This is a genomic window from Actinomycetota bacterium, from assembly GCA_014360655.1.
GTDB lineage: Bacteria > Actinomycetota > Geothermincolia > Geothermincolales > RBG-13-55-18 > JACIXC01.
Map to the genome: position 1 here is coordinate 44,924 of JACIXC010000018.1, position 13,435 is coordinate 58,358.

The following is a 13,435-nucleotide window of genomic DNA, read 5'->3' on the forward strand; positions in this document are numbered from 1 at the left end:
GAGGGACGAAGAGAGGCGAGGGAGGACGACAGATATGTGGGTGAGGGCAGCGATGCGGCCCCGGCAGAGAGGGGCAAGCAAGAGCGGGGAAGGACGAGGGAGTGCGAGGGGGGGGCGAGGGAGGGCGAGGGAGGACGGCGGGAATGCAGGACGGGGGGTCGATGCGGCCCCGGTAAAGAAGGGCGACCGGGATGCCGAATAAAAAAGCAGTTTAACGTTGTCAGGCGGGACGACTTGCGCGCCAGGCCGGGACGGAGACGACCGGCGGACGGCAGAGGTGAGGACTTGGCGAGGATAGGAAAGTTCATCGTACGAGACGAGGACATCGACAGGATAAAACTGGAACTCATCACCTTTTTCAAGGACAATCCCGGCACGGTTGACAGCGCTGAGAGGATAGGCATGCGCCTGGGCCGCGCCAGGGAAGAGGTGGAGAGGTCACTCGATGAGCTGTCGGAACACGGGATCTGTTACAAGGTCCCTTCACGCCCCGTGCCCATCTACATGTATTACGCAACGGCGCGCATCCTGCACAGGCTGGCCGAGGTAGCGCCGGAGCTGGATTACAACGCGCAGATGGAGCTGGTGGAGAAGCTGCTCGCGCGGCGCACCGGCGCTCTCTCGTGACCGCCCTTTGCCCGTATCCCTCACGTCTCCCTACCGGTTGTATAATCGACGTGATCGGCATGATGCGCGTGTGGGGCGTGATGAACGGGCGTGATCCTTTTCGGGAGGCGTCGGCCGTGCGGGAAGGCGCCCGCCGCGCGCGTCCGCAGCATGACCCGAAGGCGGGGAGAGGTATTGAAAGGCAGGCTTTTCCTGGTAGGGACTCCCATCGGAAACCTTGAGGACGTGACCCTGCGCGCCCTGCGCGTCCTGCGGGAAGCCGACGTCATCGCCGCCGAGGATACGCGTCGCGTCCGCAAGCTCCTCAGCCGTTACGACATCCATACCCCGACCGTCTCCTATCACGGCCACAACGAGCGCGAGAAGGCGGCGGCCGTCGCGGAGGAGGTGGCGCGCGGGAAGAAGGTGGCGCTGGTGAGCGACGCGGGGATGCCCGGCGTCTCGGACCCCGGTTTCATGGCGGTCGGGGAATGCGTCCGGAGAGGCCTGGAGGTGGAGGTGGTGCCCGGGGCGAGCTCGCTGACGGCCGCCCTGGCCCTCTGCGGTCTTCCCCTCGCGCGCTTCCGCTGCGAGGGGTTCCTTCCCCGCAGGCGCACGCAGCGCCGCTCGCGCCTGCTGCCGCTGCTGCGGGAGGGGGAGGCTTTCGTCTTTTACGAGGCCCCGCACCGCATCCTGGAGACGCTGCGCGACCTGGCCGAGCTGGCCCCGGAGCGCATGCTGGTGGTGGCCAGGGAACTGACCAAGGCACACGAGGAGGTGTTGCGGGGCACGGCGCGCGAGGTGCTGCGCGCCTTCGCGGGCCGTGAACCCATGGGAGAATTTACCATAGTGGTGGCCCCGGCGGAGCGCGGGACGGAAGAGCCCCTGTCCGCGCTGGCGGCGGAGGTGACACGCCTGCGCGACGAGGGGTTGCCCACGCGCGAGGCCGTGCGCGCGGTGGCGCAGAAGCACGGCGTCTCCCAGCGGGAGGTCTACCGCGCCTGGCTGGACGAGAGGGCGGAGCGCGAGGGATGCGAGGCTGCGCCCGGAAACGGGGACATGGCATGATGGCCCGCGCGCGGCATGATGGGCCGCACGCGGCGTGGTGAAGGGTAGTAACGGGTGCCGGCGCGCGCATGGGCGCCGCGGAACGTCAGGGACGCGGGAAGAAGGGGTTGGGGAGGGCGAGCTCCTCGAAAGGGATGCCCTTGAGCTCCGCCACCTTGCGCGCGACGAGCACGACCCTGTCCGGCGCGTTGGGCTTTCCCCGGTGGGGATGGGGCGAGAGAAAGGGGCAGTCGGTCTCCACGAGCAGGCGCTCGAGCGGCGTTTCCCTCACCACCTCCTGCAGGCGCCGTGCGTTGGGGAAGGTGACGGGGCCTGCCACCGAGATATATCCTCCCAGGTCCATGACGGCGCGTGCCATGGCCGTGTCGCCGGAGAAACAGTGCATGACGAGGCGGCCCTCGAAGGGGGCGTATTCCTCCAGGATGCGCAGGGTTTCGGCGTGGGCCTCACGGTCATGGACCACCACGGGCAGGGAGAGTCCCCGCGCCAGTTCGAGCAGGGAGCGGAATGCCCTCTCCTGGTCGGCACGGGGGGAGAGGTTGCGGTAGAAGTCGAGCCCCGTTTCGCCGATGCCCACCACGCGGGGATCTTCCGCCAGTGAGGCCAGGGCCCGCAGGGTGGCACGGTCGAGATGCCTGGCGTCGTGGGGATGGATGCCCACCACCGCGTGAACGGACGGGAAGGCGTGCGCGAACTCCACGGCGCGGCGGCTGGACTCCAGGTCGATGCCGACGGCCACCACCTCGCTGACCCCCGCCTCGGCGGCCCTGCGCAGCGCGACGCCCACGTCCTCCTCGAGGAGGTCGAGGTGCGCGTGGGTGTCGACCAGGCCCATGTTCCCTCCCGCGGGGTCGTCATGCCTTGCGGGGAAAGAGCGGGCCGCCCTTTCCGACCCTCTGGCCGGGAGGGAAGAGGCCCCACGCGGCCGCCGCGGGCAGGTGGTGTTCGTGCACGGGGCGCCGGTAACCCAACCTCTGCCAGATGCCCTCCCCGGTGGCCGGCATGAAGGGGAGCACCAGCAGGGCGGTGATGCGCACCGCCTCCACCTGGTTGTAGAGCACCGTGTCCAGGCGGTCGGAGCGGTCGGGGTCCTTGGCCAGGTCCCAGGCCGCCGTCTCGTCCACGTAGCGGTTGACCGCCGCCAGGTAGTTCCACACCGCCTGCAGCGCCTCGTTGAAGGCGAAACGCTCCATGCAGCGGTCCAGCTCCGCGACGGCCATGGCCGCGCTCTCGCGCAGCGCTGCGTCCGCGACCTCCTCGACGCCCGCGGGAGCGGGCACCTCGCCGCCGCGATAGCGCTCCACCATGGCCAGCACGCGGCTGACCATGTTCCCCAGGGAATTGGCGAGGTCCGCGTTGTAGCGCCCCGTCATGTTCTCGCGCGAGAAGTTGCCGTCGTAACCGAAGGAGAACTCGCGCAGGAAGTAATAGCGGTAGGCGTCCACCCCGTACTCGTCGACCAGCTCGTGGGGGCTGATGACGTTCCCCTTGGACTTGGACATCTTCTCGCCCTCCACCGTGAGCCAGCCGTGGGCGAAGACCTGGCGGGGAAGGGGCAGGTCCGCGGCCATGAGCATGGCCGGCCACACGATGGCGTGGAAACGCAGGATCTCCTTGCCGATGAGGTGCACGTCGGCGGGCCAGATGCTGCGGAAACGGGCCTCGTCCAGGCTGTAGTCGATGGCGCTTATGTAATTGATGAGCGCGTCGAACCACACGTACATGACCTGGCTCTCGTCGAAGGGCAGGGGGATGCCCCAGGAGATGGTCTTGCGGCTGATACTCTGGTCCGCGAGGCCTTGCCTGATGAAGCTGACCACCTCGTTGCGGCGCATGTCCGGCTGTATGAATTCGGGGTGGGAGGAGATATGTTCCAGCAGGCGCTCGGCGTAGGCGGAAAGCCGGAAGAAGTAGTTCTCCTCCTGCACCATCTCCACCTCCCGGCCGCACTGGGGACATTTTCCATCCACCAGTTGGGAGGGGAGCCAGAAGGACTCGTCGGGAACGCAGTACCATCCCTCGTAGGTGTCCAGGTAGATGTCCCCCTTGTCGTAGAGGAGCTGTATGAAGTTGCGCGCCACCTCCATGTGCTTGGGGTCGGTGGTGCGGATGAAGAAGTCGTTGCTTATGTTGAGGCGCTTCCAGACCTCGGTGAAGTGCGTCACCATGCGGTCCGCCCATTCCTGGGGGGAAACGCCGTTGCGCTCGGCGGCGCGGGCGACGTGCTGGCCGTGCTCGTCGGTGCCGGTGAGAAAGAACACTTCCTCGCCCTTGAGGCGGTGGTAGCGGGCGAGGGCGTCCGCGGCCACCGTGGTGTAGGCGGTGCCTATGTGCGGCATGTCGTTGACGTAATAGATCGGCGTGGTCACGTAGTATGATTTGTCCATTTTTTTCCTTCCCATGTAAAAAAAGGTAAAAATTTCTTGACATCCCTCCTGCCTTGTCCATATAATTATATCCTTGGAACATCCCTTTATTGTCAAGGTAAGGGCATCTCGTCCGGGTTGCGAGAGCCCGGTGAGTATGGAAGAAAGGGTGGGCGATATGAAGGATACGGGAATCGTGAGGAAGATCGACGAACTCGGACGCATCGTCATACCCATGGAGATGCGCCGCACCTTGGACATCAAGGAGCGCGATCCCATCGAGATCTACGTGGAGGGGGAGCGCATCGTCCTCAGCAAGTACAATCCGGGATGCATTTTCTGCGGCAACCCGGAGAACAACAAACGTTTCAAGAATACCCGCGTCTGCCAGAAGTGCATCAACGAGCTCAAGCGCAAGTAGGGGCCGTAAAAAGGATCTTCATGCCAGCACGGGGGCGGAGGCATTCCGCCCTCTTTCTTATTGCCGTCTTGCGGGTGTTGAATGCCGGGGCGAGCGGGTGAGCGTGCCCGTCGCGGCCGGGCATCACCCCTCCCCCTCGAGGGCGCGGAAGAGCAGCAGGAGCTCGTCGCGGGAGAGCTCCTCGGCGCGGCAGGCGGGGGAGAGGCCGAGGCGTCGCAGGGCCTCCTCGACCCGGGAGCGGGGACGGTAGGGCTCCCTGCCGCCCGCGAGCGCGTTTACCAGCATTTTCCGCCTGAAGGAGAAGCAGGCGTCCACGAAGCGGAAGAACGGCGCCGTTTCCCCGGGCGCCAGGTCGCTCGCCTTCCTCTCCATGCGCAGCGCGCATGAGTCCACGCGGGGTGGCGGGAAAAAGACGGTCGGCGGCAGGTGGCAGACGCGGCGCATGTCGCAGAAGGTCTGCACCTTTACCGCAACGCCGCCGTAGGCGTCCCCGCGGGGTCCCGCGAGGTAACGGTCGGCGAGTTCCCTCTGCACCGTGACCACCAGGACCTCGGCCTGCGGGAGCTCGAGCAGGAGGCGGATGATGAGCGGGGTGGCCACGTTGTAAGGAAGGTTGGACACCACCTTGACCCGCTCGCCGGAAGGGAAGAGGTGGGCCAGGTCCAGGCGCAACGCATCGCCCTCGACCAGCAGCAGGTTGCGGGGTGCTCCCAGCACCTCGGGCAGGATGGCCGCGAAACGACGGTCCATCTCCACCGCCACCACCCGTCCCGCCCGCGCGCAGAGCTCCTCGGTGAGCGTTCCCAACCCGGGGCCGATCTCCAGGACGGTGTCCCGCGGCGAGAGTTCCGCGGCGTCCAGGAGGAGCCGCAGCATGTTGCCGTCCACCAGGAAGTGCTGCCCGAGGGAACGCGAGGGATGCAGGCCGTGTCTCTCCAGGATCTCGGCCACAACGCTGGGCCTGGCAAGTTCTCCCATGCCGGTTCACCTTTTCGGGGCCTAACCATCGTCGTGTGCACGACGCCCGGCCGCTCGCCGGCGCCGTTCCTTCCCGACGCGCCGCGGCACGTACGGCCCGGTAGACGAGGTCTTGGGCGCCCTCTCCGCGCGGCGGTCTCCAAGCACATGATACACGAGAGGCCAAGGGGCGAAAACGTGCCGCCGGCGGGGTTTATGAAAGCGGAACGTTGTTGCCCGTAAGATCTATGGAGATGCGGGGGGAACGGGAGAGAAGAAGGGGAAGGGACGCCGGGGGAGGGAAAGAAAGCGGGAGAGGGGAAAGAAAGGAAAGATCTGCGGAAAGCATCCCGTGTGCCCCCTTCCTTTTCGCCATCCTGCTGCTGTTGTCGACGATATCCGGTTGCACGGGCGCCTTTGTCTTATCCGCAAAAAGGCACCCTGATCCGGATTTCCAGGCGGGGGAGAGCGACCCCCGGTCTTTTATGCGGTGAAGACCGGTCGCATAAAGGGTATTTCTCGCGAGGGAAGGGTTGGAGTGAGCGTCGGGCAAAGCGCTCGGGGCGGAGGGGGAAGGGAGATGGCGGGGAAGGGAGGGGACGAAAGGAAAAGCGGGAGGAAGGGCGGCAAGGAGCGGGGAAGCGGCATGGATGAGCGGGGAGGGGGAGGGGAGATAATGGTAAGATAGGCGGGGGAAGCTTAAGGCGCGGAAGGGAGGAGGCGGACTTGCGCGGCGGGTTAAGTCTCAAGGCGCCGGCCAAGATAAACCTTTACCTGGAAGTGGGCCAGCTACGGCCCGACGGGTACCACCTCGTGCGCACCGTCATGCAGGCTGTCGCCCTGTGCGACCTGGTCAAGGTGGAGGTCCAGGACGGCGGGGTGGGCGTGGAGCTCTTGGTCGAGGGGGACGCCCCCCCGGGGGAGGAGAACCTGTGTCACCGCGCCGCCACGGCCTTCCTGGAGGCGGCGCGGCTGGAGTGGGGGGTGAACATCCGGCTCCGCAAGCGCATACCCGTGGCTGCAGGCCTGGGAGGGGGGAGCTCGGACGCCGCCGCCGTGCTGCGGGGCCTGAACCACCTGGCAGGAGATATCCTGCCGCGGGAGGAGTTGATGGGGCTCGCCGCCTCGCTGGGCAGCGACGTGCCCTTTTTCCTGGTGGGGGGAACCGCCCTGGGCGAGGGAAGGGGGGAGAGGATAATCCCGCAGGTGCAGGCGCCGCCCCTGCCCGTTGTTCTGGTAAATCCTGGCAAGCAGCTTTCCGCCGCCGACGTGTACCGCCGCTTCGACCTGGTGGGCGGGGACAGGCCCCCGCGCAGGGGGCCTTATCCACTGCTGGAATACCTGGCGAGGGGCGAGATGGGACGCCTTCCCGACCTCCTTTACAATTCCCTGCAGAGAGCCGCGTGCGAGCTGGAGCCCTCGCTCGAGCGCCTTCTCGCGCTGGCGCGGGAAGCGGGAGCTGCGGGTGCCCTGGTGAGCGGAAGCGGCCCCACCGTCTTCCTGCTGGCGAGCGGGGAGGAGGAAGCGAGCCGCCTGGAGAAGAGGATGGGGGAGGCGGCTCCCTGGGTGTGCACGGCGTCCTTCTGCCCGCACGGAGCGGCGCTCGCGGAGGAAGAGGCGGAAGGCGAGGGGCGGCCGGGATGCTGAGCGAGCAGGATCGTCCAGGGAAGCAACTCTTTATTGAAAACGCGAACGGTAAAGCATAATATGTTTATATGTTTCCGGTCGGTAATTGCGATGATGGGGGAAAGCCGTGGAGATCACAAGGGTAACCGTGCGGGAGATCGACATGAACATGGTGAAGGGGATCGCGAGCATCATCATCGACGACTGCTTCGTGGTGCACGACCTCAGGGTGGTGGACGGCGACCGTGGGTTTTTCGTGGCCATGCCATCGCGCAAGCTGCCGAACGGTGACTTCAAGGACATAGCGCATCCGCTCAACGCGGAGACGCGGGATAAGATCCAGAGGGCGGTACTCAACGAGTTCTTCAGGATGAAGAGGGAGAAGGGCGAGGAGATAGGGGATTCGGGAGAGGTCTGACCGCTCGGCTTGTCGCTGGGGCGTGGCCAAGCGGTAAGGCAGCGGCCTTTGGAGCCGCGACCGTAGGTTCGAATCCTACCGCCCCAGCCAGGAGAAACGGGGGCGCAAGCCCCCTTCTTCGCGTTGCGGGAAGCGATGCCGCTCGGCGGCCTCCGCGTTTTCATCCTGCGGGAACGGTGCGGGCTCCCGGCCCGCTTTCGCAGCGGCGCGGCCCGCGACGTTCGAGCCCGCGAGGCCCGGGACCGGGCGGGAGGCTTCCCTCACGGCGGGGACCATCCCGGACGGATGTTTCTCTTGTCACCGGGTGTCGGATAAAATAAGGCCGTTGATAAGGAAGGGGGAGAGAGTTGACGCGTGCCGCCCTTGTCCTCGCGGCCGGCGAGGGCACCAGGATGAAGTCGCGAACGCCCAAGGTCCTGCACCGCGTATGCGGGAAGCCCATGATATCCTGGGTGATCGATGCCGTGCACGCGCTTCTCGAGGAGGGGACGGTGCGGCGCATCCTGGTGGTGGTGGGAAACGGCGGCGATGAGGTGAAAGCCGAGCTGGAAGGGCGCGCCGAGTTCGTCTTCCAGCGGGAGCGCAGGGGAACGGGACATGCCGTGATGGTGGCCGCGCCCCTCATCCATGAGGAGGAGCTGCTGGTGCTCACCGCCGACTCCCCCCTCATCACGCCCGACACCCTGCGCCGGCTCTGCCTGCTGCACGAAGCCGAGAGGCCGGCGGTCACCATGTTGTGCGCGGTGATGGAGGACCCCACCGGCTACGGGAGGATAAAGAGGGACGCGGGAGGTGCCGTGGTAGGCGTGGCGGAGGAGAGCGAGGCCACGCCCGGGGAGAAGGAGATACGCGAGGTCAACACCTCCACCTACGTGTTCGATTGGGAGCGCCTGCGCTCCGTGCTGCCACGCTTGGAGGCCGACAATGCGAAAGGGGAGTACTTCCTCACCGACGCCCTGGGCATCCTGGCCGCCGAGGGGGGGCGCCTGGCGGCCCTTACGGTCGAGGATCCCGTCGAGGTGCTGGGGGTGAATTCCCGTGTCCACCTGGCGCAGGCGGAACGCGCCATGCGGGAGCGGCTGAACCGCCGCTGGATGGAGGAAGGCGTTACCATGGAAGACCCTTCCACGGTCTATATCGGGGGGGAGGTTGTCATCGGCCGCGACACCCTGCTGCGCCCCATGGTCATCCTGGAGGGGAAAACGGTGATCGGTGAGGGGTGTGTCCTGGGTCCGGGGACGAGGATCGTGGATTCCAGGCTGGGCAGGGGGGTGGTGGCGGAGCAGGCGGTGATCCGCGGCAGCGAGCTGGAGGACGGCGTGACCGTGGGCCCCTTCGCCAGCCTGCGCCCGGGCACCGTGCTCAAAAGCGGCTCCAAGGCGGGCACTTTCGTGGAGACCAAGAAGACGGTGCTGGGGAGGGGCAGCAAGATACCCCATCTCAGCTACATGGGCGACGCGGAGATCGGGGAGGGCGTAAACATCGGGGCGGGGAGCATAACCTGCAATTACGACGGCGTGAAGAAACACACGACGATAATAGAGGACGAGGCCTTTATCGGCAGCGACACCATGTTCATCGCCCCGGTGCGCATAGGCAGGGGAGCGGTGACGGGGGCCGGCTCCGCCATCAGCAAGGACGTGCCGCCGGGAGCGCTGGGTGTGGAGCGCAGCCACCAGCGTAACGTGCCGGAATACAGGAGCAGGAAAGCGAGGAAGAAGGAGGAGGCGGAAGGTCTTGAAGGAGATAACCCGTAAGAGGTTGATGATCTTCAGCGGGAGGTCATACCCGGAGCTGGGAAGGCAGATAGCGGGCCACCTGGGCATAAGCCTGGGGAGGGTGGAGCTCAAGACCTTCAGCAACGGCGAGCTCTATGTCCGCTACGAGGAGAGCGTGCGCGGCTGCGACGCCTTCGTGATACAGACCTGCTCCGACCCCATCAACGACCACCTCATGGAGTTGCTGCTGATGATCGACGCCCTCAACCGTGCCTCCGCCAAGCGCATCTCCGCCGTCATCCCCTACTACGGTTACTCGCGCCAAGACAAGAAGACGCTGGCGCGCGAGCCCATCAGCGCGCGGCTGGTGGCGGACATGATATCGGTGGCCGGTGCCGACCGCATCCTCACCATGGACCTCCACGCGGGCCAGATACAGGGTTTCTTCTCCGGCCCCATGGACCACATCACCGCCGTCCCGCTGCTGGCCTCTTACGTCTCCCGCCACGTCGACGGCGACATGGTCATCGTGTCCCCCGACGCGGGCAGGGTGAAGATGGCCAAGAAATACTCCGACCACCTGGGGGTGCCCATGGCCATACTGCACAAGCGGCGCCCGGGGCATAACCGGGCGGAGGTCATGCACGTCATCGGCGAGGTGGCGGGGAAGACGGCGGTCCTGGTGGACGACATGATCGATACCGGCGGCACCCTGGTGGCCTCCTCGGAAGCCCTGATAGACGCGGGAGCCAGGGAGGTCTTCGCGTGCGCCACCCACGGCATTTTCTCCGGCCCCGCCAAGGAGAGGCTGGACAAAAGCGTCCTGAAGAAGGTGGTGGTGACGGATACCCTTCCCATCCCGGACGAGCGGCGCAGTTCCAAGGTGGAGATACTCTCCATAGCCTCCGTCTTCGCCAACACCATCGCCAGCGTGTTCAAGGACGAGTCGGTGAGCGAGCTCTTCGGGGGCGACAACCAGCCCTGAGGCGTGGGGTTGCCGCGTGCCCGGGCCGCGGGGCTGGCGCCTGGCGGGTCAGCCGGCGAGTTCGCGGTAGAGCGCCTCGGCTTCCTCTTCCCCTTTCTCGATCTCGCCGGTAAGCTCACGGGCCTGCTTTATCGTTCGGTCCATGCCTTCGAGGGCGGACATGAGCTTGCCCGGATCTTCCCGGAAGGGAAGTCCTCCCACGACGGCGTTGCAGAAGCCGAGGTATTCCGCGTAGGCGTTGACGACCTCGACGTTCAGGGTCACCAGGGTCGCCAGTCGACTGCCGTACGGGGAGAACTTCTTTTCGTTCTCGCCCTCCAGCAGGCTTAATTTCTCCTGCACGGTGCGGAAGGCGGCGTAGGCCTCGGAAACGAGCCTCCTCCCCTCCTCGACGCACGCGCGTGCCCTGGGCTCGAGCGAAGCGATATCTTCCTCGCTGCGAAGGAGGAGTTCCATGCGGGAGGGCAGCTCCTTGACCTCTGCCAGCACGGCTCGGGCGCCGATGTACGCGGAGCGGGCTTCCCGGGCATACCTGGCCGCCTGCGAGCCGCAGCCGGAGGAGAGGAGGGGTAACGCGAGGGCCAGGACCGCCGCGAGAAACGACGTGAAAAGCGCAGACGCCGCCCCTCTGCCCCCTCGCCTTCCACTTCCCTTACGTTCTGCACATCCCATCACCGCATCCCCGTCCTTTCCCCGGCAGGCCTTACGCCGCCCTGGCTCTCTTGGCGTTTCCGGCGACCCGTGACGCCCTGCCCGTTATGCAAGCCGTTTCACTTTCCTCACAGGCCGGCGCTCCTGTAATACGCGTCGGCCTCCTCCGCCGCCCGGGAGCCTTTCTGCAGGAGGTCGCGTATCTCGTCCGTCAGCCGGTCGATCTCGTCCACGTAGAAGGAAAGCTGCTCCGTGCTCTCCGCCATGGGCAGGACGTCGAGCATGTCCGTGACGGTGGAGAGAAGCTCCCGGTTGCGCGAGAAGGCTTCCAGCTCTATCTCCACGGCCTCCAGGGCGAGGCGGGCGTATTCCGCGTACTTGCCGCCCTCGGTTTCCATGACCTGCCGAAGCAGGTCCCCGGCCTTCGTGTAGCGGGACTCCAGCTCATCCACGTCTACCAGGGCCATCTCCGCGAGGGATTTCCCTTCCGCGATGGTCTCCTCCACCTGGCTGTAGCGGGTTCCCAGGGTGTCGAAGCGCTCCACCAGCTCCAGGAGGTCCTCGAGCAGGGGCCGGGAGGAGGAGATCATGGAGACGGCCTCATCCACCTTGCCCCTGCCGTCGCCGCCGCCGGAACAACCCGTCGCCGCGAGGAGGACGACGAGCACGGCGGTGTACGCGAGAACCTTTTTCCCGTAACTCATTTGCTATCTTTTTTCTTTGCCCGCGGCCTTTTCCCTTTCCCGCGCGCGGGGCCGTCCCCGCGTCCGCCGCCCTCGGGCCCGTGCCGGCGGGCAGCGGCGCTCAGTTGAAGAGGTTCATGGCGGTGTCCAGCCCGTCCATGATGACCGACTCGGCCGCCGATGCCGCGCGCTCGCACCAGGAGAGGAATTCCTCCAGCTCCCTGCCGCGCAGTTCCGCGAGGACGTACGCTGCCGGGTCCATGCCTTCCGGGGGCCTTCCCACCCCCACGCGTACGCGCGGGAAGTCGGCGGTACCCAGGGCCTCGATCACCGATTGCACGCCCAGGTGGCCCCCCGAGGAGCCGCCCCTGCGGATGCGGATGGCGCCCGGCTTCAGGTCTATATCGTCGTGCACCACCAGTATGCGCGAGGGGTCCACGGCCAGCTTGCGGCGCAGCTTGCGGGCGGCCTTGCCGCTGAGGTTCATGTAGGTGAGGGGGCGGGCGAGATAGATCTCCTCGCCGTAGATGGTGGCCCCGGCCAGGTCATAGAGGCGGCCGTGCCGGAAGGAGACCCCGTTGCGGCGGGCCAGCGTCTCCACCGTCCAGAAACCGGCGTTGTGCCTCGTGTGCCGGTACCTGTCCCCCGGGTTCCCCAGTCCGAGAACGAGAAACATCGACCCTCCCGCTGTTGCATGCCAGGAATGCGCTTCCTTCCCGCCCGGTCGCCGCGGAACCCGCGCCGTGCCCCGCGCGGCATCGGCCGCTTTCCCGGCTGCCCCGAGCCCCTGCCTGCCTGCAAGCCGCGTGCTCGGCCATGCCTCATCCTGCAAGGGACGCTCCGACGCGCGAGGAAGGCGCTTTACCGCCCGTATGCCCATAGCCGCGCTGCATGTACCCGCGCGTTTCTCGTGGGGGTTGCGGAAGGACTGGATTTCGCGCCGCGGCGGGCACCTATTCCCCGCCGGGCACCTATTCCCCGCCGGCTTCCTCCTCGGGGGCGCCGACCGCCTCCTCCGCGTCGGCTCCCGTCTCCGTGGCGACCCCTTCTTCAGCGGCCTCCTCCGCCGCCTCCTCCGCGGCTTCCTCCGCGGCTTCCTCGGCGTACAGTTCCATCACGGCCCTTGCCGCCTCGCGCACGCGCTTCGGTGTGACCGCGGCCACTATCTCCTCGGGCTTGTTGAGGTACTTCACGCCCTCGAGGCGTGGGAGATCGCCGATACGCAGGTTTTCCTTGAGGTCCAGGTGGGACACGTCCACGGTGATGTGTTCCGGGAGGTCCTTCGGCAGGCACTGCACGTTGACCTCGTAGAGGTAGTGCTGCAGGATGCCGCCCGACCTCACCCCCACGGGTTCGCCCGTGAAGTGCAGGGAGACCACGGCGTGCAGCTCCTCGTCGGCGTGTATCTTCTGCAGGTCCACGTGGAGAATGTGGTCCTTGAGGGGGTCACGCTGTACCTCCTTGACGACCACGGTATGCTCCTCTGAATCGCCCGCTATATTGAGGCGCAGAAGACCGTGCAGGCCCCTCTCGCGCCTCAGGGCGGCCATGAAGGGTTTCTCCTCCAGGGCCAGCAGCACGGGGTCGAACCTGTGCCCGTAGAGGACAGCGGGGATGAGTCCCTCCCGCCGCATCCGTTTCGCCGCCTGCTTCCCCTTGTCCGTGCGGCGGGCAGCCTGCAATAACGTCTGCATTTGCAACACCTCTTATCGTCATCATTTTCCGCGCTGCCGCGGATCGACTAAACAATTATAGGTAAACGCACCCCGCCCCGCAAGAATCTGTGCTGGTTCACTACATGGTGAACACATCATCCCTATCCTTGCTCTCCTCCATCCACGCCTTCAGGAACTCCATGGGGGTGAGATAACCCAGGCTCTGGTGTGGTCTCACGTAATTGTACACGTAATTCCATCTGCAAAGGATCTCGTTGAGC

The 13,435-nt window shown here is 66.1% G+C and carries 15 protein-coding genes and 1 tRNA gene; 8 read left to right on the forward strand and 8 right to left on the reverse strand.

Going from position 1 to position 13,435, the window contains the following annotated elements; translation table 11 throughout:
• The first annotated feature begins 285 nt into the window (after positions 1-285).
• Both H5T73_11310 and rsmI read left to right on the forward strand, forming a co-directional pair.
• On the forward strand, positions 286-627 hold the full coding sequence (locus H5T73_11310; protein ID MBC7248349.1) for a hypothetical protein: 342 nt from the start codon (positions 286-288) through the stop codon (positions 625-627).
• A gap of 150 nt (positions 628-777) precedes the next feature.
• Positions 778-1,674, forward strand: a complete 897-nt coding sequence (gene rsmI / locus H5T73_11315) for a 16S rRNA (cytidine(1402)-2'-O)-methyltransferase (protein ID MBC7248350.1) — start codon at positions 778-780, stop codon at positions 1,672-1,674.
• Between the two features lie 85 nt (positions 1,675-1,759).
• Here rsmI and H5T73_11320 read toward each other — a convergent pair whose 3' ends face one another.
• Positions 1,760-2,509, reverse strand: a complete 750-nt coding sequence (locus H5T73_11320) for a TatD family hydrolase (protein MBC7248351.1) — start codon at positions 2,507-2,509, stop codon at positions 1,760-1,762.
• A 19-nt stretch (positions 2,510-2,528) separates the two neighbouring features.
• A complete protein-coding gene (gene metG / locus H5T73_11325) occupies positions 2,529-4,061 on the reverse strand; it encodes a methionine--tRNA ligase (GenBank protein ID MBC7248352.1) in 1,533 nt (510 codons plus the stop codon).
• A 157-nt stretch (positions 4,062-4,218) separates the two neighbouring features.
• On the opposite strand from metG, the gene H5T73_11330 reads away from it, so the two are divergent.
• A complete protein-coding gene (locus tag H5T73_11330) occupies positions 4,219-4,461 on the forward strand; it encodes an AbrB/MazE/SpoVT family DNA-binding domain-containing protein (protein MBC7248353.1) in 243 nt (80 codons plus the stop codon).
• Positions 4,462-4,584: 123 nt separating this feature from the next.
• Here H5T73_11330 and rsmA read toward each other — a convergent pair whose 3' ends face one another.
• Complete coding sequence (gene rsmA, locus H5T73_11335) at positions 4,585-5,439, reverse strand: ribosomal RNA small subunit methyltransferase A (protein ID MBC7248354.1); 855 nt, start codon at positions 5,437-5,439, stop codon at positions 4,585-4,587.
• 705 nt (positions 5,440-6,144) lie between these two features.
• Between rsmA and ispE the strand changes: the two genes are divergently transcribed.
• The 5 genes from ispE to H5T73_11360 all read left to right on the forward strand — a co-directional run bounded on the left by ispE (position 6,145) and on the right by H5T73_11360 (position 10,165).
• Complete coding sequence (gene ispE, locus H5T73_11340; protein ID MBC7248355.1) at positions 6,145-7,065, forward strand: 4-(cytidine 5'-diphospho)-2-C-methyl-D-erythritol kinase; 921 nt, start codon at positions 6,145-6,147, stop codon at positions 7,063-7,065.
• A gap of 106 nt (positions 7,066-7,171) precedes the next feature.
• On the forward strand, positions 7,172-7,462 hold the full coding sequence (gene spoVG, locus H5T73_11345) for a septation regulator SpoVG (GenBank protein ID MBC7248356.1): 291 nt from the start codon (positions 7,172-7,174) through the stop codon (positions 7,460-7,462).
• Positions 7,463-7,478: 16 nt separating this feature from the next.
• Positions 7,479-7,552, forward strand: a tRNA-Gln gene (locus H5T73_11350).
• 257 nt (positions 7,553-7,809) lie between these two features.
• Positions 7,810-9,219, forward strand: coding sequence for a bifunctional UDP-N-acetylglucosamine diphosphorylase/glucosamine-1-phosphate N-acetyltransferase GlmU (gene glmU, locus H5T73_11355; protein MBC7248357.1), 1,410 nt, complete (start codon positions 7,810-7,812; stop codon positions 9,217-9,219).
• Positions 9,200-10,165 carry a ribose-phosphate diphosphokinase gene (locus tag H5T73_11360; protein ID MBC7248358.1) on the forward strand — a complete coding sequence of 322 codons (966 nt, stop codon included), beginning with the start codon at positions 9,200-9,202 and terminating at the stop codon, positions 10,163-10,165. Before glmU ends, H5T73_11360 begins: the two co-directional genes overlap by 20 nt.
• Before the next feature lie 48 nt (positions 10,166-10,213).
• On the opposite strand, the gene H5T73_11365 is transcribed toward H5T73_11360, so the two are convergent.
• From H5T73_11365 to H5T73_11385, 5 genes are all read right to left on the reverse strand, one after another.
• Complete coding sequence (locus H5T73_11365) at positions 10,214-10,837, reverse strand: hypothetical protein (GenBank protein MBC7248359.1); 624 nt, start codon at positions 10,835-10,837, stop codon at positions 10,214-10,216.
• A 107-nt stretch (positions 10,838-10,944) separates the two neighbouring features.
• Positions 10,945-11,520, reverse strand: a complete 576-nt coding sequence (locus H5T73_11370) for a hypothetical protein (GenBank protein MBC7248360.1) — start codon at positions 11,518-11,520, stop codon at positions 10,945-10,947.
• Between the two features lie 100 nt (positions 11,521-11,620).
• Positions 11,621-12,175, reverse strand: a complete 555-nt coding sequence (locus H5T73_11375) for an aminoacyl-tRNA hydrolase (GenBank protein MBC7248361.1) — start codon at positions 12,173-12,175, stop codon at positions 11,621-11,623.
• Positions 12,176-12,470: 295 nt separating this feature from the next.
• The gene (locus H5T73_11380) at positions 12,471-13,193 is read right to left on the reverse strand and encodes a 50S ribosomal protein L25 (protein MBC7248362.1); all 723 of its coding nucleotides are present in this window, start codon (positions 13,191-13,193) and stop codon (positions 12,471-12,473) included.
• A gap of 100 nt (positions 13,194-13,293) precedes the next feature.
• Positions 13,294-13,435, reverse strand: a 142-nt coding sequence (locus H5T73_11385) for a transposase (protein ID MBC7248363.1), incomplete at its 5' end; no start/stop codon positions are given.